At 42.9% G+C, this 21,759-nt stretch carries 21 protein-coding genes; 10 read left to right on the plus strand and 11 right to left on the minus strand.

Features of this window, described 5'->3' with window-relative positions:
• Window positions 1–7: 7 nt before the first annotated feature.
• On the minus strand, window positions 8–619 hold the full coding sequence (locus RB622_RS14590) for a fumarylacetoacetate hydrolase family protein (RefSeq protein WP_308047298.1): 612 nt from the start codon (window positions 617–619) through the stop codon (window positions 8–10).
• A gap of 325 nt (window positions 620–944) precedes the next feature.
• Between RB622_RS14590 and RB622_RS14595 the strand changes: the two genes are divergently transcribed.
• From RB622_RS14595 to RB622_RS14605, 3 genes are all read left to right on the plus strand, one after another.
• Window positions 945–1,562 carry a C40 family peptidase gene (locus RB622_RS14595; protein WP_308047299.1) on the plus strand — a complete coding sequence of 206 codons (618 nt, stop codon included), beginning with the start codon at window positions 945–947 and terminating at the stop codon, window positions 1,560–1,562.
• Between the two features lie 135 nt (window positions 1,563–1,697).
• The gene (locus RB622_RS14600) at window positions 1,698–2,921 is read left to right on the plus strand and encodes a hypothetical protein (RefSeq protein ID WP_308047300.1); all 1,224 of its coding nucleotides are present in this window, start codon (window positions 1,698–1,700) and stop codon (window positions 2,919–2,921) included.
• Window positions 2,918–4,576: a hypothetical protein gene (locus RB622_RS14605; protein ID WP_308047301.1), complete on the plus strand. Its 1,659-nt coding sequence runs from the start codon at window positions 2,918–2,920 to the stop codon at window positions 4,574–4,576. The genes RB622_RS14600 and RB622_RS14605 overlap by 4 nt, the downstream gene beginning before the upstream one ends.
• A gap of 127 nt (window positions 4,577–4,703) precedes the next feature.
• On the opposite strand, the gene RB622_RS14610 is transcribed toward RB622_RS14605, so the two are convergent.
• Window positions 4,704–5,360, minus strand: a complete 657-nt coding sequence (locus RB622_RS14610) for an HAD family phosphatase (RefSeq protein ID WP_308047302.1) — start codon at window positions 5,358–5,360, stop codon at window positions 4,704–4,706.
• A gap of 364 nt (window positions 5,361–5,724) precedes the next feature.
• Between RB622_RS14610 and RB622_RS14615 the strand changes: the two genes are divergently transcribed.
• The 4 genes from RB622_RS14615 to RB622_RS14630 all read left to right on the plus strand — a co-directional run bounded on the left by RB622_RS14615 (window position 5,725) and on the right by RB622_RS14630 (window position 8,684).
• A complete protein-coding gene (locus RB622_RS14615) occupies window positions 5,725–6,186 on the plus strand; it encodes a hypothetical protein (protein WP_308047303.1) in 462 nt (153 codons plus the stop codon).
• A gap of 10 nt (window positions 6,187–6,196) precedes the next feature.
• Window positions 6,197–6,673 (plus strand): hypothetical protein, encoded by a 477-nt coding sequence (locus tag RB622_RS14620; RefSeq protein WP_308047304.1) that lies wholly within the window; start codon window positions 6,197–6,199, stop codon window positions 6,671–6,673.
• Between the two features lie 286 nt (window positions 6,674–6,959).
• Window positions 6,960–7,451 carry a 2-C-methyl-D-erythritol 2,4-cyclodiphosphate synthase gene (ispF, locus tag RB622_RS14625; protein WP_308047305.1) on the plus strand — a complete coding sequence of 164 codons (492 nt, stop codon included), beginning with the start codon at window positions 6,960–6,962 and terminating at the stop codon, window positions 7,449–7,451.
• Between the two features lie 87 nt (window positions 7,452–7,538).
• Window positions 7,539–8,684: an amidohydrolase family protein gene (locus tag RB622_RS14630; protein ID WP_308047306.1), complete on the plus strand. Its 1,146-nt coding sequence runs from the start codon at window positions 7,539–7,541 to the stop codon at window positions 8,682–8,684.
• An 85-nt stretch (window positions 8,685–8,769) separates the two neighbouring features.
• Here the strand turns inward: RB622_RS14630 and RB622_RS14635 are convergent, their stop codons facing one another.
• On the minus strand, window positions 8,770–9,939 hold the full coding sequence (locus RB622_RS14635; protein ID WP_308047307.1) for an ABC transporter substrate-binding protein: 1,170 nt from the start codon (window positions 9,937–9,939) through the stop codon (window positions 8,770–8,772).
• 95 nt (window positions 9,940–10,034) lie between these two features.
• On the opposite strand from RB622_RS14635, the gene RB622_RS14640 reads away from it, so the two are divergent.
• Together RB622_RS14640 and RB622_RS14645 are read left to right on the plus strand one after the other, a co-directional pair.
• Window positions 10,035–11,279, plus strand: a complete 1,245-nt coding sequence (locus tag RB622_RS14640) for a pitrilysin family protein (RefSeq protein WP_308047308.1) — start codon at window positions 10,035–10,037, stop codon at window positions 11,277–11,279.
• Between the two features lie 77 nt (window positions 11,280–11,356).
• Window positions 11,357–11,677 carry a hypothetical protein gene (locus tag RB622_RS14645; RefSeq protein ID WP_308047309.1) on the plus strand — a complete coding sequence of 107 codons (321 nt, stop codon included), beginning with the start codon at window positions 11,357–11,359 and terminating at the stop codon, window positions 11,675–11,677.
• 22 nt (window positions 11,678–11,699) lie between these two features.
• On the opposite strand, the gene RB622_RS14650 is transcribed toward RB622_RS14645, so the two are convergent.
• Window positions 11,700–12,632, minus strand: coding sequence for a glycosylase (locus RB622_RS14650; RefSeq protein WP_308047310.1), 933 nt, complete (start codon window positions 12,630–12,632; stop codon window positions 11,700–11,702).
• A 532-nt stretch (window positions 12,633–13,164) separates the two neighbouring features.
• Window positions 13,165–14,454, minus strand: a complete 1,290-nt coding sequence (locus RB622_RS14655; protein WP_308047311.1) for a pitrilysin family protein — start codon at window positions 14,452–14,454, stop codon at window positions 13,165–13,167.
• A gap of 185 nt (window positions 14,455–14,639) precedes the next feature.
• On the opposite strand from RB622_RS14655, the gene RB622_RS14660 reads away from it, so the two are divergent.
• Window positions 14,640–15,635 (plus strand): glycosyltransferase family 9 protein, encoded by a 996-nt coding sequence (locus tag RB622_RS14660; protein ID WP_308047312.1) that lies wholly within the window; start codon window positions 14,640–14,642, stop codon window positions 15,633–15,635.
• Between the two features lie 41 nt (window positions 15,636–15,676).
• Here RB622_RS14660 and RB622_RS14665 read toward each other — a convergent pair whose 3' ends face one another.
• From RB622_RS14665 to RB622_RS14690, 6 genes are all read right to left on the minus strand, one after another.
• Window positions 15,677–17,083: a tetratricopeptide repeat protein gene (locus RB622_RS14665; protein ID WP_308047313.1), complete on the minus strand. Its 1,407-nt coding sequence runs from the start codon at window positions 17,081–17,083 to the stop codon at window positions 15,677–15,679.
• 78 nt (window positions 17,084–17,161) lie between these two features.
• Window positions 17,162–18,160 (minus strand): NAD-dependent epimerase/dehydratase family protein, encoded by a 999-nt coding sequence (locus RB622_RS14670; protein WP_308047314.1) that lies wholly within the window; start codon window positions 18,158–18,160, stop codon window positions 17,162–17,164.
• A 17-nt stretch (window positions 18,161–18,177) separates the two neighbouring features.
• Window positions 18,178–18,669: a hypothetical protein gene (locus RB622_RS14675; protein WP_308047315.1), complete on the minus strand. Its 492-nt coding sequence runs from the start codon at window positions 18,667–18,669 to the stop codon at window positions 18,178–18,180.
• Entirely contained in the window at window positions 18,662–19,774 is a 1,113-nt protein-coding gene (locus RB622_RS14680; protein WP_308047316.1) for an AAA family ATPase, read from the minus strand. Before RB622_RS14680 ends, RB622_RS14675 begins: the two co-directional genes overlap by 8 nt.
• An 81-nt stretch (window positions 19,775–19,855) precedes the next feature.
• On the minus strand, window positions 19,856–20,425 hold the full coding sequence (locus RB622_RS14685) for a peroxidase-related enzyme (protein ID WP_308047317.1): 570 nt from the start codon (window positions 20,423–20,425) through the stop codon (window positions 19,856–19,858).
• 102 nt (window positions 20,426–20,527) lie between these two features.
• Entirely contained in the window at window positions 20,528–21,679 is a 1,152-nt protein-coding gene (locus RB622_RS14690) for a DUF3179 domain-containing (seleno)protein (RefSeq protein ID WP_308047318.1), read from the minus strand.
• Window positions 21,680–21,759: the final 80 nt, after the last annotated feature.

The following is a 21,759-nucleotide window of genomic DNA, read 5'->3' on the forward strand; positions in this document are numbered from 1 at the left end:
CTTCCCTCTACCGCACTGCTAATTCCAAAAGTTTTTTACCTTCAATATAAGCTGTCAAACGATCTCCGATCTGTACCGAAGAAACCCCTTTCGGAGTACCTGTAAAAATCAGATCCCCTTTTTTCAGCATAAAATATTTTGAAACAAAGGAAATCAGGTAATTGATACGGTATAACATCATGGAAGAATTTCCGCTCTGGCGCGTTTCCCCATTCACTTCCAGACTAAAATTGATGTTCTGAATGTCTTCAAAGTCAGAAATTGGTACAAATTCCGAAACGGGCGCAGAGCCGTTAAATGCCTTGGCAAGTTCCCATGGCAAACCTTTGCTTTTCAGCTCCGATTGCAGGTCACGGGCGGTAAAATCAATTCCAACGCCTATTTCGTCATAATATTTATGTGCAAAACGCTCTTCGATATTTTTTCCAACCCGGTTTATTTTAACAACCAGCTCCACTTCGTGGTGAATATCTTTCGAAAAATCAGGGTAAAAAAACGGCTCTCCGGCACGGACCTGGGCAGTTTCCGGTTTCAGGAAAATCACCGGAGCATCGGGCCGAGCGTTATTAAGTTCTTCAATATGTTCCGTGTAATTACGGCCTACACAAATAATTTTCATTAAAAATGATTTGAGATTTATAGATAACAATGTCAGGATCCACGCGGGGCATTGGCCTGAACAAAGACAAAACTACTGACAAAGCACACAGCCACATAATATTTCATTCATTTTTTCATCTGCGAAATCATGAATGAAATTTGAAGCTCAACGCCTTAAATAATTCTTTCTCACCTTTTCCGAGGCTGGCTCTACAATTTTTAAAGGAAGTGTCGTTATTTGTACGTGATAAAGGCGGGAACATGCAGAAAAAATGGGTGTTCCGGCATACCCGATCGGTCAAAAATCCAGTTTTACCGCTTTTGTAAATCAACAAAATTAATACATGAAGAAGCAGATTTCCTTTTCATTAGCCACAACGATTTGCCTTTTCGTTTTAACCGTCACCTTATTTTCCTGCGACACGCTGCGCAAAAAACCGGCACCAACGGCGCAGTCCCGCAGACCCAATACCACTGCCAACAGAAAACCCGGCTCCGCACCAACACGACGCCCGGCCAATAACCAACCGGCAAGACCAACCTACTCGCGCACTTCAGGCAATTATGCCAAAGAAATACCTCAGGTTGTGGAAGTTGCCAGAACCTATTCGGGTACTCCTTATCGTTCTGGCGGCAATGACAAAAGCGGCATCGATTGCTCTGGGCTGATCTGCTCGGTTTATTCAGAAATCGGAGTAAAGGTGCCCCGGATATCCTGGCAGCAATCCGAGTTTGGGACCGAAGTTGGCAGTATCCAGGAAATCCGTCCGGGCGACTGGGTGTTTTTCGTCCCCGAAGCCGGCAAAGAAGGTTACGTATCCCACGCAGGAATTGTTACGGACGTACGCAACCAACAGGAGATTTTTTTCATCCATGCTTCAACATCAAAAGGCGTTCGCGAAGACAATCTTTTCTCAACCTATTTTAAAGGACGATTCGTCAAGGCTATGCGCCCGTTTTAAAAATAATTATCATTGTGTTAGTCAAGTAGTAGTACAGCATCTGCATCTTTCAAGTATATCAGAAACAGCGGCTTACTATCATTGATATGACAAACCGTTTCTGTTCGCGTTACCCCTCAAAAACCCTTTAAATAAATGGAAACTACGATAAGTCCGCCAACGGTGCCTCCCGGCCGTGTCATTCCTTTGCATGGAAGCAGCGCTGAAATCCCGCGCTACGTTTATGCGACCGTCTTTTCATCATTTTGCGTCATTACCGGCTTAATCTGGGATATCTGCTGGCACATGAGCATCGGACGTGACGGACTTTTATCTCCCCCGCATTTGATCATTTATCTCGGCGCCATTGTATCGGGTTTATTTTCAGGTTATGAAATATTACGGACTACATTTTGGGGTAATCCCGTCGAAAAGACAAAAAGCGTTAAAGTCTGGGGCTTCTTTTACAGCTCATTAGGTGCACTGTTTTGTGTTTGGGGTGCTTTGGCTATGTTAACCTCCGCCCCTTTTGACGATTGGTGGCATAACACCTACGGACTTGACATAACGATTCTTTCACCGCCCCATACGGTGCTGGCGCTGGGTATTATCAGTGTTCAGTTTGGCGCGATGGTCAGCGTGATCTCATTAAAAAATCATGTTAAACTGTTTTTTAACGGAACAACAGCCCGGAAGAAAATGCTCAATAAGGTCCTGTTCTGGCTTTTCGCACTTTCAGCAGGATTTTTATTAACCATGTGGTTTACCCTTCTTTCAGAGAATCTCGGAAACCGGGAAATGCATCAATCAGGATTCTATGTTGTCGCAAGTGCCGTGTTTCCGCTTTTTCTGATCGCTTTGGGAAAGGCTGTCAAAAACAAATGGACGATCACCGCGGTTACGGCTGTATACAGTATTTTGCTTCTCGTAACACTCTGGATCATTCCTTTGTTTCCGGCTGAACCAAAGCTTGGCCCGATCATTCACCATATCGACCATTATCAGGGATTCAAATTTCCGCTTTTACTGATCCTACCTGCCTTTGTTACGGACATACTTCGAAACCGTTACGCCTACCTGAATGACTGGATGCTAACCTTGATTCTCGGGACAAGCTTTCTAATCGTATTTTTTCTTGCCCAATGGAATGCCGGCACATTTCTGGTTGAATCGCCTTATGCCAGAAATTGGTTTTTCGGCAGTCATTACTGGTACTTCGGCAGCAATCCTAACTGGGAATTCCGTTACAAATTCCCGCCGTGGGCACTGGAAACGATGCCTGAACGGTTAAAAGGAATGGGTATCGCATGGGTCGTCTGCCTGATTTCCACACGTATCGGTCTCAAATGGGGAAACTGGATGAACAAAATTCAACGATGAAAAAGCTAATCTATCTTCTTATTCTAGTTCTTATCACGATCCAGAACGCCAGCGCACACGTTGGCAGCTCGGGTGTACTGATGCAGGGACAAGCCGGTCCGTATAAAGTTTTAATTGACGTAAAACCACCTGACGTTATTCCCGGAACGGCGAAAATCACTGTTTTTGTAGAAACGGGTAACGCAGAAAAAATATTCGTACGGCCAATCTATTTCCGGTCCGGTGACAAGGGGGCCCCTTCTTCCGACGAAATTCAGCCTGTTAAAGAGCAGCCAGGACAATTTCAGGGAGATATCTGGCTGATGGAAAGAGGATCGTCGAGCGTACAGATCCAGATCTCGGGAAAAGAGGGAAAAGGTGAATTCATCGTGCCGATCGCCGCTGTTTCCACCGCCCAGAGAGCAATGCCGAAAAGTCTTGGCATCGGGCTGAGTATTTTGGGACTTCTGCTTTTCTTACTCATGATCACCGCCATTGGCGCCAGTGTCAGCGACGGTATTTTACGCCCGGGCGAGGTGTTGTCTGCCAGACAAAAAAGAAAACGCGGGGTCAATATGGGAATCGCAACATTGGTATGCGGACTTATTCTTTATGGCGGAAGCAGCTGGTGGAATAGCTGGGCGGACGAATACAAGGAGTTCATGTACAAACCAATAACGGGTTTTTCCAGTATTCAACAGGACGGAGATCAGCGGGTTTTTCAACTGAAAATTGATACAACAAAGTGGGAGGACCGGAAAAGAGGCAGCATGCTAAGCACACTGATTCCTGATCACGGAAAACTGATGCACGTATTTCTGGTGCGCACGCCTGGCCTGGACGCCTTTGCGCATATACATCCCGAAAGAAAGGACAGCACGACTTTTCAATCATATCTGCCGAATTTACCGGCGGGAAAATATCTTGTTTATGCTGATATCGTACAATATTCCGGCTTTGCTGAAACGATCGTCGATACCTTGGATATTCCCGAACATGTTTTGAAAAATGCTAATTTGAAAAAAACGGCGGAAGAAGATACTTATGTGATCACAGATGCACTGAATTCGCCGGGAAAAATCCCGATTGACGACAACGTTGTCATTTGCGGAAAACCGGGAACGAAAACCGTTTTTAAAGATAGTTCTTATGCCATATGGGAAGGCAAACCGGACCGCCCGCTGGAAGCAGGAAAGCCTTATCTGCTCAATTTTGAAGTTTTCAATCCGGACGGAACACCGACTTTTCCGGAGCCTTATCTGGGTATGATGGGGCACGTGGCGGTATTGCGCTCCGACGGCTCCGTTTATATCCATTTACATCCTACCGGAACATTTGCCATGGCGGCCGAACAAACGCTAAAAAACCGGTTAAGTGATACGACCAGATTAATAAAACGTCCGTCACCCAAAGTTTTCCGCGACAGCATTGATCGTTATCTTGACAAATTAAAAAACATGTCGACGCTGGAAAGAGAAGAGCTATTAATGACAGAGATGGGGATGTACAAAACCGACGGCAGCGCGATGAATAATATGGAACACGGCAATCGGATCTCATTCCCCTATTCATTCCCGAAAAGCGGTCGTTACAGGATATTTTTTCAGGTTAAAAGGAACGGACAGGTATTAACCGGCGCGTTTGATGCCCAGGTGCGGGATACGACTACTTTGTAAATTGAATCAATCTCATTTGGCAAACTTTGGGAGAAAAGAAGCAAGAAGTCAAGACTGGGTGTCCCGTTTTAAAAACGGGGACACCCAGTCTTGACTTCTTTATTATTCAAAAAACTTGCCTTCTCTATCAAAACAGTGCTTTAATCTTCGCAAACGATAATTCCGTGTAATCGCTGATATAAAAATTACACGGTGGCAACTCGTCTTCCGTATGCGAAGTAAGCACACCCACGACTTTCATTCCGGCGTTTAAGGCGGCAGATACCCCTGAAAACGAATCCTCGAAAACAACACACTGATCAGGACTTAACCCCAGATTTTTCGCTGAGGTCAGATAAACCTCCGGATCAGGTTTATGTTTTTTCACGTGTTCACTGGCCAGCACGGAGCCCATTTTTTTACGCAATGGAATTTTGCTTAAAATCAGATCAAGATTGGCCGACGGAGCGGACGTAGCCACACCAAGTTTCGCACCATTTTGATACAAATCATCAATGAATGGGATGATTCCTGCAATCGGACCTATGAAAGGTTCGTAAATCTTACGGAACAAGCTCTCCTTTTCATCTTCTAGCAGACGTAGTTCCTCTCCTTCGATTTTACGCTGTAAAAAATGAGTCAGGATATAACTGTTACTCTTCCCGAACATATGCTGTGCAAACTCGTCGTCGGTGGGAGCCAGGTTACGGACAGAAAAAAACTCCCGGAAGGCCCTGGAGTGATATGGGTTGGTATGGACAATAACACCGTCCATATCAAAGATAACTGCAATTTCGTTTTTCATCCCGCAAAGTTAATCATCAGGCGGTTGCGAAGGTATTTTAGCAACTATTTTCGTAATAAAAACAAAATTCTATCGACAATAAATAGAATAAGTGCAATTTTTGTAGAACTACTTTTGATTTTATAAATTACCTTTAAATCAAAGGCTGTCGCATTTATTAATATTAATTGTAAAATTGACGAATTAAATAATGATATATCAATAGAACTTTTTAATTTAGCCTTGATATGATTTATAATCAAAAGTAACGATCAACAGTACCAAAACAATATTTTCTCACCCGTATAAAGATTTGATTCTCTTTGCCTTAATCATCAAAGACAAACCTTACCCTAAAATCTCTATCCGCTAAAAACAGCGTAATATGAATGAACTTGAACGTTTAAATGATAATTCTGGTCACCAGTCTGTATCGAAACCATCAGGCCCACTAACATCTCTGGAAGTCTACGACAAATATGGCGCCATGGCATACGGAATTATTTTACAAATAGTTCCACAACCTAATCTGGCCCAGGAAGTGCTTGTCAATGTATTTTCTTCGCCACTTTTACAGTCCTGCAACAGTTACCCGTTTACGTTTGCCGTTTGTGTGATAAAACTGGCACGGGCCAAGGCAGTGGAGGCCAAAAGAAAACTGATGACCATCGGCACAGTCAGCACCGAACAAACGAACATTTCGCAGGAGAGCACCCCAGAACTTATTTTTGACCTTGCCTTTAGGCAGGGATTTTCACCGGAAGAGGTGGCCGAAAAATTACATATTTCAAAATCAGAAGTGCTGAAAGCATTTCATGATTTTTTCAAATCTTTCCCTCACTCTTAATTTGTAAAATTTGAATACTCAAGAATTTATTGAAAGTGGTATTCTGGAGTCTTATGTGTTGGGACTAGCCACTGAGGAAGAGCAGCACGACGTAAACCAGAGGATTCTGACCAGTTCAGGATTCGCTGATTACCTGGTTGATTTTGAAAAAAAAATACAGGGTTATTTTCTTCACAATGCTGTTCCGCCACCGGCGGCCGTCCGAGAACTTATCCAGCTGCGCACCGCCAAAACTGAGATTCAAAAGGCTGGTGCACATACCTTTTATGATATCCCGGTCGATGCTGAAAAGAAAGACGATTTCCTTGATATTGAGGTTAATGACACGTACATCAAAGTGCATAAATGGTGGCGTCCGGCCTTCATTGCGGTCTTTGTGTTGTCGAAAATATTCTTAATTGCCGGCTTGTATTATTATTTTAAAACTTCCAGCCAGCAGGAAGAAATCGAAAAGTTAAAAACAGAAATTATGTCCCGGCAGCGATAAGTGCTGATATCATAAAAAAAACCTGTAATGCAGGATAGCTTTGCTATTTTGGATTACAGGTTTTTTTTATGATATGCTTTATCTATGTAATAAATGCGTCACATTCAGGCTATCGTTTTTTTATTACCGGTCGGACGGTAAAAAAACCGTCCGACCGGTCTCCTTGCGCCAGCCTCCTTGCAGTGAATAAAACCGGCTGAGAAAATCGGATAGAAAACCCACCCACTGTTGTCTTTCACGATTTCAATCACCAACTTGCGTCTACTATTTATTAATCAGATTTCGCATGTTTCCCTTTCGAATAGGACAAGGTTATGACGTTCATCAGCTCGTAGAAGACCGGCCTTTCTGGCTTGGCGGCATTTTAATCCCCCACACACACGGAGCAAAGGGCCACTCGGATGCCGACGTGGTTTGCCACGTTCTCTGCGATGCATTACTGGGTGCTGCCAATATGCGCAACATCGGCTATCATTTTTCCGATACGGATCCGCAGTGGAAGGGTGCCGACAGCAAAGTATTGCTTGCCAAAGTTTTAGATATGATACGTGTAAAAGGTTATGAAGTCGGCAACGTGGATGTGACCATTGTCCTTCAAAAACCAAAATTAAATCCGCACATTCCGGAAATGAAAACCTGCCTGAGCAAGGTCATGAATATTTTGGAAGAAGATATATCCATCAAAGCAACCACTTCGGAGCACCTTGGTTTTGTAGGCCGGGAAGAAGGCATTGCCGCGCATTGTGTAGCTTTAATATACCGGCCTGAAAGTGACTAATCCAACCCGGTTTTCACTCCATATCCAATAGTCGTAACAAATCCAGTTTTCCACCCATGCGGTAAAATCCGTGCCAATGTGTTCACTATGAGATTAACCCGACCTTTACTCCTGTTTTCCTTAACACTGTCCAGCATATTCAGTCTGGAACCGCAGTTTTCAAAAGCACAAAATATTCCACAGCCGCTGGGTTTTGAGGAGTATGACCCGGTATCTACGTTAAAAGTGGAAGAACATCCCGTACGAAAGGCTAAATTCCCGTTTATTGACGTCCACAACCATCAGTATCAAATGCCAACTCAGGATTTAAAATATCTTGTAACGCAGATGGACAGCCTGAATATGGGTATCATGGTGAATCTCAGCGGACGCGGATGGTCGCAGGAATGGAGCGAGGGAACAGCCACACTGAAAGGATCTCTGGAAAATATTGCCAAAAACCAATCCAAACGTCTTGCTGTTTTCACAAACCTTCAATTCAAGGGTTTTGGCGATAAAGACTGGACAGAAAAAGCCGTAAAACAATTGGAGGAAGATGTAAAAATGGGTGCAAAAGGCCTTAAAATCTACAAAAGTCTTGGTTTTAGTGGAATTAAAGATGATAAGGGAAATCGCGTGGCGGTGAGTGATCCGCGACTGGGCCCTGTTTGGAAAAAATGCGGAGAGCTGAAAATCCCGGTATTGATCCACACGGCCGACGTACCGTCGTTTTGGGATCCGATGGATCGCTATAACGAACGCTGGTTGGAACTGAAAACACACCCCAACCGCCGCCGCGGCCCAAATGACCCAGTGCCGTTTGATTCACTAATTGCTGAGCAGCACGCGATTTTCAGGAATAACCCAAAAACGACGTTTATTAATGCCCATATGGGATGGTATCCGAATAATCTGAAAAAGCTGGACAGCCTGATGACGGTTTTCCCAAACATGTATGTAGAAATCGGAGCCGTGATTGCGGAGTTGGGCAGACAACCGAGAGCCGCCAAAAAGTTTTTTGACAAATGGCAGGACAAAGTTCTTTTTGGTAAAGACAGCTGGATTCCTTCTGAATACAGCACGTATTTCCGCGTTCTGGAAACGGAAGATGAATATTTCCCTTACCACAAAAAATATCACGCTTTCTGGCGCATGTATGGCATGGGACTTTCCGACGAAGTGTTAAAGAAATTATATTACAAAAACGCCCTGACCATCATTCCCGGACTGGACAAATCCTTATTCCCGAAATGATTTTTTAGTTGAAAGCGGTCCGCCGCACAGTTGAAAATGGAGCGTTGAAAGCCCAATAGGCGCACTTTCAACGCTCCATTTTCAACTATTTAAAAGCTTTCGCTTCCTTCACGATTGATTTATACTCAGCCTTTTCCAGAACCTTCTTATAATATTCTTTTGCTTTGGTTTTATTCCCTGCGCGATTGGCGATACGTGCCAAACCGGCGTAAGACATCGCATAATATTCTCTGGTATACTGATCGTCATGCGGGGTTCGCAAAGCCGTCAGATATGACTTTTGCGCCGCGCTGTCATTCTTAGCATCTTTCTCATAAATCAGTCCCTGGAAAGTGTTGTAGGCCACAGGATAAAAACTTTTTGTGTTGGCTTTCAACATGTGCATTCCTTTTTCCGCTTCGTCAAATTTTCCGTTCAAAATCAGTGCTTCCGTATTCACCATGTTAAAAATCTGATTTTGCGGATACCAGTTGACCAGTTTTTGCGTGTAAGTCAGGGCCTTGGCGAAGTTGGTTTCATGTTCCAGATAAATATGCGAAAGATAAAAACAAGCCTCTGCCCTCGTGATCACGCCCTGGCGTGTAGCAATATCCACCTGTTTCAACCCCAATGATCTATCTCCGTTTTTAAAGAAAATCATCAGCGGTTTCACAATCGCATGATCCTCCGGATATAGCTCCACGTAATAATTATACATCCCCGATGTAAAATAAAATTCAGGGTTTTTCTCGGTCAGTTTCAAACCGGTGATCAGCGCGTTGTAGGCCTTTTTGGCTTCGCCCGCCGCGCTTATCAGCTCCCCGTTATAATTGTACATCATCGCAATGTATCCGCGCGCAACGATGGTATAAAAAACCGCTTCGGGATCCGTGCTGTTCTTGCCGTATCTTTTAGTTATCGCATCCAGACATTGGTTCAGTTTATTGATGTATTCTTTCGATTTGGCCGCATTATCCTTGATCGGAAGATATTGCCAGTACATCACAAAAGAGTCCAGAATATAGGACACAGGATGATTTGGATACTTTTTCTCTACCTGATGCAACACGGAATTCGCCTCGGCGTATTCCGTGTTGTAAATATGATCAAGTCCTTTTTGAATCAGTTTAACTGTGGAAGGATCATTTAATAACTGTGCCCGAGAAGGCCTTGACGACACTATAAATAATGCAATGAAAAAGAAAATTCGCAAAGTAAAATTCATGACGATCTGGGATAACGATATAAATGGTTTGGTGGAGTCCCACCTGAGCATTAGCTTTGCTTATAACCACAAAACCTGCGTACAGGTTTCTCCCGATTTTGTTTATTTTGGAGAATTACCGGCACCCATCACTTATTTAGTTACTTATGATTCGCTACGAGCACTTTACGTTGGACAATGGTCTGAAAATATATGTTCACGAAGACTTTTCGACCCCAATGGCGGCGGTCAATATTTTATATAATGTAGGTTCAAGAGATGAGGATGAAGAACGTACCGGTTTTGCGCATCTTTTTGAACATCTGATGTTTGGCGGTTCAAAAAACATCCCCAATTATGATATCCCCGTTCAAACGGTGGGCGGTGAAAACAATGCGTTTACTTCCCCCGACGTTACGAACTATTACATCACGCTGCCTGCTGATAACGTAGAAACTGCTTTCTGGCTTGAATCTGACCGCATGTTAAGCCTTTCGTTTGATCCCAACGTATTGGAAGTACAGCGCAAGGTTGTGATCGAAGAATTCAAACAGCGTTATCTCAACCAGCCTTATGGAGATATGTGGTTGAAGTTAAGACCGCTTGCTTATCAGAAACATCCATACCGCTGGGCTACCATCGGAAAAGATATTGAACACATCGAACGTGCAACCATGGAAGATGTTCAGGACTTTTTCTTCCGTTTTTATCGACCCAATAACGCTGTGATGGTCGTTGCCGGAGCGGTAAAACTGGCGCAGATACAACAGCTCGCTAAAAAATGGTTTGCGGGAATTCCTGCGGGAGCGCCTTATGTCCGTAATATCCCCAAAGAACCAAAGCAAAATGAAGCCCGTCATTTAGAAACTTCCGCTGCCGTTCCCTTGAATTCCTTGATCAAGGTTTTCCACATGCCGGGTCGTTATGAAGACGCATTTTATGCTTCCGACTTGCTGAGCGATATTTTGGGAAGAGGTAAATCATCGCGGTTGTATCAGGCGTTGTTGAAAGACAAACCACTTTTCAACAGCATCAGCGCCAGCACAACTTCGTCCCTTGATCCAGGATTGCTTTTAATCAAAGGAAACCTGAATCCAGGCATCACGTTGGAAGAGGCCGACGAAGCGGTGAAAGAAGTTTTGCAGGAAATTGTAAAAAACGGAGCAACGGATGATGAGGTAACCAAGGTTAAAAACCAAACCGAAGCAACGCTGGCGTTCTCCGAAGTTGAGCTCTTAAACCGCGCCATGAACCTGGCTTTTGCGGCCAATGCCGGTAATGCGGACTGGGCAAATGACGATGCAGAAATTATCAGAAACCTAAAATCGGAAGATCTGCACGAAGCGGCAAGGAATATTCTGAGCCCTGAAAATGGCTCGACGCTTTATTACAGAGCAGAAGAAAACGCATAAGATTTTATCATATCAAGTCAAGCGATTGAGATAATTTACGTTAACTCAATCGTCTTTCTTTTAACATAAACAATACCATGTCCATACCTGAAACATATATACAAACTTCCTGGGGCGATTCTTACGATGATGTAACCATGGAAGACGTCCAGTCAGCCATTGAAGAGACAATAGAAATAAACGACGACGAATCGAGGTTCTGGGTTGGGATATTTGTCGGCGACAGTGAGATCGTTTTGGAAAGTCATAAAAATCTAACTGTCCTTGGCATCTTTAATGACACCGAGGAAGAGAAAATCGAAGCCAAATTTGACAACTGGGCCGAAATCGAAGCACTTTACAAAATATTTTTAACGAAAGATTTTGAGCAGGTCCAGTCGATTTTAAAAGCAAAATAGCTTCGGTTACAGTCGGCTATTTTCATTTAGGAAAATATACATTCACTTCCGGGTGCATCGTATAAAAACGAAATTTATTTCCGTCGGCAACCGTAAAGCCGCTTGATTTATTTTCTTTCAGGATCGGGTTGTTTCCATACTTTTTCCAATGGATTAAATCTTTGGAAACAGCCACATTGGTTGTCCATTCCCGCCAGTCTTTAAAAGCGGAGGCGTGGTAATAAGCGTAGTACAATCCCTTGTATTTGATCACCTGATTAAAAGCCACCGCGAATTTATCATACGCTTCCGGCCCGGCATTCAGTACCGGCTCATCCTGCACGTTTGTCCAGGTTTTCAAATCTTTCGAAGTAGCCAGCCAGACATCCGCATCGTTCCTTTCATAAAATAAATACCAGGTATCCCCTTCTTTCCAAACCGTCGGGGTACCGTATGGGCCCTTTGAGATTGGATTGCCGTTTTTCAAACGGATATCCAACGCACCTTTATCATCCCAGTGAACCCGGTCTTTTGAGGTCATTAAACGAGCAATATCATCTTTGCTTTCTGCAAACATGTAATAAGTCCCAGCCGATTTCAATACAAAAACATCTTCAACCCAATGGGTTTTGTGAATAGGATTTTTGGGATAACGTGTCCATTTCAATCCGTCAGGGGAAGTCGCCAAACCCAGATACTTGATTTGCTTGCCCGTTTTTTTGGTGTAGCCTGTATACCACATGTAGTAGGTATTCTCCTCTTTCAAAATAAAACCCCTTTCCCGTATCTGCTCGTCCCAGGTCGCGGTATCGGCAGTACCTTTGAACAACGGATTATTTTTATAGGGCGTGAAGTTTACGATTTCGGAAGGGAATTCGTTGATGGGCGTATTTTTCGGAGTTTTGTCTCGATTAATCCAGCCAGCAAAAATCAGAATCGAAAATAAAACCAAACAGAATTTATTAAACAGTGTCATATCGATAGCGAATCATGTATTTGTAATTAAGGAGCTGTTGGTAATTAGCTATATGCGATTAGCACAGTAACCGGATGATTAATAGCTTATTATAAAAATCAATAATATAAACTAATTTTTCACTACACTTAGTACCATACTTCATCAATTTCGGGCTATTGGTTTATTCAATCTCAAAATATACCGTACACGAGGGGGCTCCTACGGAGCCAGAATCCACCTATTCCTCTTGATGCTATAAACAGGAAACCACGTTGTGGTTACGCAAAGAAATATTCAATCCCGTTCAATCTATTAGGAGTAGACATAATCTACTCGTTTTCCCGGTGCTATATGCAGGAGACCACGTTGTGGTTATTGCCGATGAGTTGTTAGACATTGCTCCCTTAGGAGCATCCTGTTTATAGCCATTCAATCAGCCACATCGTCCAAGACTCCGTGGGAGTCGCCCCGCAACTTTGGCTTCCATAAATAAAAAAAGTCACCCGCCGAAGCGAATGACTTTTAAAACTAATATTTTCAAAACCCGAAATTATTCCGGTATAAAAGTCAGATAACTAAAATTCTCCGGATTAAACATTTCCTGTGCAATGCTTTGTAATTGCTCGGACGTTATGGCCTGAATTTCCGTAAAGATCTCCGGCAAAGAATCAACCCGGCCGGTATCCAGCAAACTTTTCGCCATCATCAGCATGAAACTCATATTACTTTCTTCCGACATCGCAAGCTGCCCCATGAGCTGAACCTTGGTCTGGTGCAGCTGCATGGTTGTCAAAGGAATTTCACGGATGCGTTTGAGCTCTTTGTTGATTAACGAAATACTTCGCGCCAGCTGTTTTTGTTCTGTCCCAAAAAATATCCCCAAAAATCCGGTATCCAGATAAGGCGTATAATTGGCTTCGATCGAATACACAAAACCATATTTTTCGCGCAACGACAAATTGAAACGCGAGTTCATTCCCGGCCCTCCAAGCAAGTTAACCAGCATGAAAAACGGCAAACGTTTGTCATCCGCCAGGGCATAAGCCGGCTGCCCCATGGCACACTGCGCCTGCGTGATCGACCGCTCCTTTTCCTGGATAAGAGGCGAATAAATCCCCGGAGCCTGGCGAATACGTGCTGTTTTTTTATGTGGAATGTTACCCAGATATTTCTCCGCAACCCGAATCACTTTGGAAAATGGCAGACGGCTGACCGAGGAAACAACGATCTGTTCCGTATCCAGATTTTCATTTATAAATTGGAAAAGCTCTTCACGTCCAAATGAATTCACCGTTTCAGGCGTTCCCAGAATATTATTGCCAAGCGCGTGCTTTGCAAAAACCAATTGGTCAAAATCATCCTGGATGGCATCTTCCGGAGAGTCGTTATACATCGACATCTCTTCAATAACTACATTTCTCTCACGTTCAATCTGTTTGTCAGGAAACACCGAATGGAAGGCGATATCCGCCAGTAAATCCAGTGCCTTATCAAAATGATCATCCAGGACCGATGCGTGAAAACAGATTTTTTCTTTGGTTGTATACGCATTAAGTTCACCACCCACATTTTCAAGACGGTTGATGATGTGGTATGAACTGCGTTTTTCTGTTCCTTTGAAAGCCATATGTTCCCAAAAATGAGCCAGACCTTGCTGATGAGGCTGTTCATCACGGCTTCCGATATCCAGCATAATTCCTACGTGCGCAATCTGCGTGTAAGGAACCTGTTTATGTGCAATGCGAATTCCGTTAGCCAGGGTATGTAACTTATATTCTTCTGTCAGTGCTAATGATGGAGCTTCGGCATTCACATGTTTACGCATATTATTTCTCTTCATTCCTTATGAACACAAATTACCTGTCAATAATTTTCGGTGATGTCTGCAAAATTACAGACTTTTGTTTGAAAGACATTTTTTTTAGGGCTGTCGGCTGTCTACGATCGGATATCCTATTGATAATCAGTTAACAAACAGCTCGTTACTAAAAAGATTAAATATTTTAATTTCAGAATTCCAATAAGATGATTCCCAGGCGCATACTTGTTATTCAAACTGCTTTTATAGGTGACGTAATTCTTGCGACCGCTTTATTGGAAAACCTGCATCAGGGTTTGCCGGATGCTCAAATCGACTTCCTGGTCAGAAAAGGGAATGAAGGGCTGTTCGACAATCATCCTTATTTATCCAATGTCCTGATCTGGAAAAAAAAGGATGGCAAGTTTAAAAGCCTTTGGCAGTTATTGAAACAAATCAGACAAACGGAGTACGACTGGGTCATTAATTTACAGCGGTTTGCCGGGACCGGTATGCTGACGGCCTTTTCAAAAGCACCTAAAACCACAGGCTTCGATAAAAATCCCCTTTCATTTCTTTTTACAAACAAGTTTCCGCATAAGATTGAAAACGGCGTGCATGAGGTAACGCGAAATTACGAACTGGTAAAAAATGAAATTTCCGGTGCGCTTCTGAAACCCCGCCTTTACCCTGCTTCCGGCGACTATGGTTTCGTTAAACCCTATCAATCGAAACCCTATATCTGTGTAGCACCTGCTTCTGTCTGGTTTACAAAACAATATCCTGCCGAAAGATGGATCAGGCTGATCAATCAATTGACCGCTCAGTATCAGATTTTGCTGCTTGGAGGACCGGGAGATAATGACCTGGCTGGTACCATTCAAAATCAGGTTTCGTCCAAGGAAAATGTGCAAAACCTTTGTGGAAAACTTTCATTTCTGCAATCTGCGGCGCTGATGCAATCGTCCGTTATGAACTTCGTGAATGATTCTGCACCGATGCACATTTGTTCTGCCGTCAATGCTTCTGTCACGGCGGTTTATTGCTCCACAGTCCCGGAATTCGGCTTCGGCCCACTTTCAGATGACGCACATATTGTTGAAGTGCTCGAAAAATTAACCTGTCGTCCCTGCGGCCTTCATGGCCATAAAACATGTCCGGAAGGACATTTCAAATGTGCAGTGGATATAAAAACGGAACAGTTTCTTGAAGTCCTACCATAGCGGGATTCAGGAAACTGCTTATCTATTTTTCCGACAAGATTTTATTTCTCGCGGTATTGCTCAATAATTCTGAAAAGTGCTTTTTGTTTTTCCAGGTCAGGAAAAAATTCAAATAGCTGCAAATGTGCATCGTAATCCAGCGTCAATGCCACTTCCAGGTTTATCAAAGCCTCCCGGTAATCTCCGGAATGTATCTGATAAACGGCCATCCGGTAATAAAGATCGGCCTCCTCGGGCATTTCCTCAATGGCCGCTTGTATCAAATCACAGGCACGTGCATAATTGCCTTGTTCAAAAAGCACAAAAGACCATTTCAGCCAGATATCCGGGTTAGAAGGCTCTATTTCTGCGGCTTTTTCAAAAGCTTCAAAAGCAGAAATCACATTGCCTACCCTGAATTCGGTCTCAGCCAAAGCAAGCCAGTAATCTGGATTTAATTCCGTGATCTGGATTGCTTTTCTTAAAAACCCAACCGCCTCATACCAACGTCCAAGCTCACTGAAACAAATGCCAAGCCCATACCACCCGTCGTCCCACTGACTATCCAGTTTGACGGCTTCACGATAGTATTTTATGGCTGTTTCAAATTCACCTAGTTTCTCATAACAGGTTCCCAGGCAGCAGCAGGTTTCTGTTTGCTTGCCTTCGAGTTCAATCGCTCTCAGGTACTGTACTTTTGCAAGTTCATATTGTTCCAGGCTCATGTACGAATTCCCTAACTGGAAATACGCAGAAGCAAAATCGTCTTTAACCAGCGTGGCGTATTCGTAAGCATGTACGGCATCTTCGAAACGTTCCAGTTTGCTGAATGCAATCCCGAGATTATACCAGGCATGATGCGAAAAAGGATCCCTGTCGACCAGTTCGTGATAATAAGCCAGGTGACTTTCCAGTTCCCCGATCAAATCCAGACAATGTGCCAGTTCATACAAGGCACTTTCATTGTTCAGGTTGTTGCGAAGCGACAGCTTATAGTTTAGAATCGCCTCATCATATTTACCCCAATTCTGATAAGTCTGGCCAATCTGGAAGTAAATTTCATCCTTATCTTCTACCCTGTTCAGCAAGCCTTCCAGGATCGAAATCGCCTCCTCATATTCTCCCATCATATTGGCAATTCCAACCTGCATGAAAGAAATTTCAAGGTCTCCCGGATGAAAAAGAGATGCCCGCTCCAATATTTCCATAGCCAGATCATGTTCACCACGATTGGCGTGAAGCTGTACTTTACTAAGCAATAAATCCAGGGAATATGGAAAATCTGTCAAACCCAGCTCACAAGCCTGATAAGCCTTATCCCAATCCCCCTTTTCCAGATAGTATTCTGTAACCTTTTCGTACGTATCCAAGTCAAAAAACGCTGACTCATTGGTTTTTAGCATTCTTTCAAACCTGAGCAGTGTTTCTTTCATGTAATCTTTTCTTTCCCCGAAGTTTTTCTCCATCATACGGATCAGTAGGTTAGAGTTGAGGGTAAATTTACCACTAACTATTATAAAAGAAAGTTAAAAATAAATCCGGTCTATTCAAATCTTGCCAACCAAACTTTCACTTACCCGCGCGATCGTCTTTTCAATAGGCTGGAATTCAAACCCGATCGTTTTTTTTATTTTTCCGTTGTCATAACGGAAACGCCTTGCACTCGATTGTGCCGTTTCCTTTGTAATCAGTGGCTTTGTCCCCATCAGCCAGGTCCGCACAGCTTCAACCCGCCAGATTATCGCTGCCAAACCCGGGCCCACTTTAAACGAAGGCCGCTTTTTACCCATGGCATCGGCAATAGTATTAAACAAGGATTGATAGGAAATGCTCCCCGCATTCAGCAAAAATCTTTCTCCGGCAATATCGGAAAACAGCAGCTGCACAACCGCCCGGGCTACATCCTGCACATCAACGTAATTAGCTATTCCTTCCGTATAAAAAGGTTTTTCCTGATACACATAACGGAAGATCTGGGTGCTGCTCTTGGACCAGTCGCCCTCACCCAGAATAAGTGTCGGATTTACGATGACGGCATTCAGCCCTTCGGCCATGCCACGCCATACTTCCAGCTCGGCAAGATGTTTCGATTTTGCATATTCAGAATTTTCCGGAGATTCTTCCCAACGCTGCTCTTCATCAATCACAAGATCCTGGCCTCCAATTATTTTACGGGAGTCAGGGCGACCGAGCGCGGCAATACTACTGACATGACAAAGTTTTTTTATCCCATATTTCAGACAGGCATTCACAACATTGGCCGTCCCTTCCATATTGACTTTATACATCATTTTCCGGTCGCGTGGCACGAAAGACACCACCGCTGCGGTGTGCACTACATAGTCAACGTCTTCAATGTATTTTTCCAAGAAACTGATATCCAGCACATCACCTTCAACCCATTGTATTTTGTTCTCAATATCAGCTAACAGGCTTCTGTCTGACCCCGGACGAAAAAGGGCAAAAACAGTATGATTTTCTGCGAGAAACTGCCTCGCAACAGTACTTCCAACTAAACCTGTGGCACCGGTAATAAGGATTTTCATTCGGAATTCTTTTAATTCTAACCGATAAGTTGGCCTAAAATGAATCTGATTCTAACAAAACCCGGAGCATTGTTATTATCTAAAGCAGCAAGTAACATCTGGAAACTTTCGTCGCCTTCAATCTGTATACTTTTTAGGCGATTACCCAGCGGCTTAATATCTCTAGGAAACCCAAAATCCCCCAAATCAATTCCAACTTGTTCCGCATTCCAAAGAAGAAAGGACTCAATCGCTCTTTGAACAACGATCAGGTATCTTTCCATATCCACTTTTTTCTTAAATAATACTCTATCGCCTATGTCAATAGTTTCGAAATCGCCAAAATATGGAGGTATTCTTTTGTCATCATCGACAAACCCTATAAGCATGGTATCAGCAGGGGCATTACGCATAGTCGTTCCCACTTCCGGATAACCCGATGCATGAATAACACGGGTATCATTTTTTGTTAAAAACCGAACCAAAGTAGTATCCGCATAACATTCGGGAATAAATCGAAGTTCAGGCATTAGGTTCAAATTTATTCAGATTGAAGAAAATGTCGATACTATAATCCTGCACTTCACGCAGCTCAGCAGCGGACAATACTTTAACGTGTGTTTGGTAATCTTTATAATAGGTCAGCACAACATTTAACTCTGTATCATCCAATTCCTCTACAAGCGTTTGCAGCATGTACGGACTGTGTGTACTTACAAAAAATTGGTTATCTTCTTTTGATACAATTCGTTCTGCAAGTTCCTTAACATATGGCGGGAAGGAGTGCACTTCGGGCTCTTCAAAAATCAGGATTGAATTCGTATTCGATTCTATTGCGGCAAGGTAAAATATGAATCTCTGAAAAGTGTCTGCAACCGAAGAATATGGATATTGATAAATGTATCCGTCTATTAATTTTTGAACAAAAAATTTCTTATCGATTTTAGAGAAAACGAATTGTAAGCCGTAGTCATTTTTAAACAGTTCGACGATTTTTTGTTTGAGTGATTCAATATTAGTTACGACATCGAAAAGATTCTGACCGAGTGGTAAAAGGAAGTTTTCATCCAGGGTTTCCAATGTCCTGTCGGCAGAATCTCTGAATTCATATTTTTTTATTGAGAAAAGATCATTTAATTGTTTTTCAGAAAATAAGCTCTTTGAATAGCCATTTTTTTGGTATTCCATTCCTCTATCCGATAGTTTGTAATGCCAAAAGGACTTAATTATATCTCGTTCATTGGGAGAATTAGATTTAATATCTGACCCAGATTTTAATTTGGTGATGTCTTGATAAGTAAGATAAATCCCCTTTTCTATTTCAGAATAATCCTTCATTAGCTTGAAAAGATCTATTTTGTATTCAGAATGAGAATTCATTTGGATACTCATCTGCACATTATTTTTTTCTTCATTATCGTAATGAAGCTCATTAAAGTTCTCGAATCTAATATTGGCACCTTCTGAATTTTCCGTACTCAAATTTTTAGGGTTAAGAAGACTCATTACCTCTAAAATATTCGACTTCCCTACATTAGGTTTACCAATAAAAACATTGACTCTTTTGCAATCAAGTTTAAGCTCTTTGATTGATTTAAAGTTTTTAATTTCAAGTTGACTGATAAAGTTATTCATGAGAAAGTCTCTTACATTATTTTTCTTAACCAGCGAAAGATACGTAAAATCCTTCTTTTTTAAACTTCGCAGAAAGCCCTCCTATTTCACCAAACTCTTCATCGGATCATACCCGGCATATCCTTCCTCCATGATTCGGAGGCCGCGTGGCATATAACTTTCAGGATCGGACGAAGCCCAGGTTCCCAAACCATCAACGTATCGGTTAAACATACAAAAGGCTGCTGCAATTAACACGGTATCATGAATCTCCGAATCTGTTGCACCTGCACTTTTTGCTTTTTCAATCTGCTGTGTTGTTACATATTTACCGCCCTTCTGAACACTTCCGGCTATCGACAACAAGGTTTTCATTTTTTTCGAAACGGAGGCTTTGTTAAAATCCTCCTTTATTTCCCCAATCAACGACCCATCATCTCCCAGATAACACTGCGCCGCGGCTCCATGCACACTTTGACAAAAAAGACACTCATTAAGATAAGAAACATACGTGGCGATCAGCTCCCGGTCTCCTCTGGACAAGTCGTTATCCGTTTTTCTCAACAATGCTTCGGCCAGATCGTTCAATGGTTTCGCAGTTTCCGGACTAAATGCCATCAGGCCGCGTATGCCGGGAAGCTGGTTTTCTTCAGGGATTTGAATGTACGCCATGTCAGTTAAAAATGTAAAGGTTGAACGTTGAAAGCGACGGCTGTCATGCATTAAACAGCCGTCGCCGGAAGCAAAAATGATGGCTAATAACCCTTCATCTCTTTAATATCTTTCTGTGTTGGGATGGAAAGTCTGCCAGCTGTGCCAGAATTCCTGATAAGCATTGATTGGCGTAAGCGCGTCTGTCGATTCCGTTGCAAGACTTTTCCCAAGCAAATTATATGGCCGGTTATTACTGAAAAGCGTGTCATTTTTAATTGAAAAGGCTTCTGTTTTCGTCGGTCTGATAAAAGCAAAAAAACTTTTATTATCCGTCGCCAAAACCAAAACCATCGGACTGCCGCCCACTTCGCTGTTAATGACACGCTCCTTTTTCAAACGATTCCAGTCAAAAGCTTTGCTCTGTTTACCAACCTGAATACCGACAACCCACGATTTTTCCTTCCAGGAAAGAGAATCCGTTTTCGTCAGTGCAGATTTACCTTTTCCGCTTTCATACCTGCTCATCGAGTCATATTTCATTTGAAAATCCGGATCAGGCTGCATGATTAATGTGTTCGGATGTAATTTGATCCATTCTTCAAGCGACGTTTGTATGCTGTGCAGTTCCGGTAAAATTTGTCCTTTTAAGGGGCCTGCAATGGCTTCGCCGTTCGCCTGCCGCCACCAGCTATGCGTCGAACCATCCTCAAACATCGCGTTGAAATGATCCATCCCTACCAGTCTGAAAAGTTCGGGTTTGTTATTTACAACAGGTTCAAAAACCCGCCCGGTCCTGCAAACGGTACAATAAGTAACGATAATAGGTTTACCATTGAGCTGGTCCTGAACCTGATGGTGATAACCGATGTACTGGATCGGATAAGCTTTGGCTTCCCCATTTTCCTCAACACCGATTACCAGGCGTTCCTTATCCACTTTATTTTCTTTACCGTTTTTCAGCAGCAAAGTTTTGGGCTGATAAAACATGGTGTCGGCAGCCATTTCAAAATTAGTACCGTAGGTTATAGCGGCGACCAATAGCATCATCAGCACCGGCAGCCACTTTTTATTGGTTTTAAAAGCACCGGCAAGACCTGCGACAATCAACAGGACAAATAAACCCCTAAAAATCCATCGCTGATTATGGAGGAAATAAGCAAGATCAATACTGTTCACATGCTGGCTTGCACCGGGCATGGGCATGATGAAATATACTTTGGCTATTTCGAACAAAATAAGGCCAATAACACCCAGGTAAAATAGTTTCTTCATGGTAAATCATGTTGATATTCATAAGTTTATGTAATTTAGAGAAACGGACTCGTCAAATGACAAGCCCGTTTGCTTGAATT

The sequence above is a fragment of the Dyadobacter sp. LHD-138 genome, assembly GCF_030929615.1.
Classification (GTDB): Bacteria; Bacteroidota; Bacteroidia; order Cytophagales; family Spirosomataceae; genus Dyadobacter.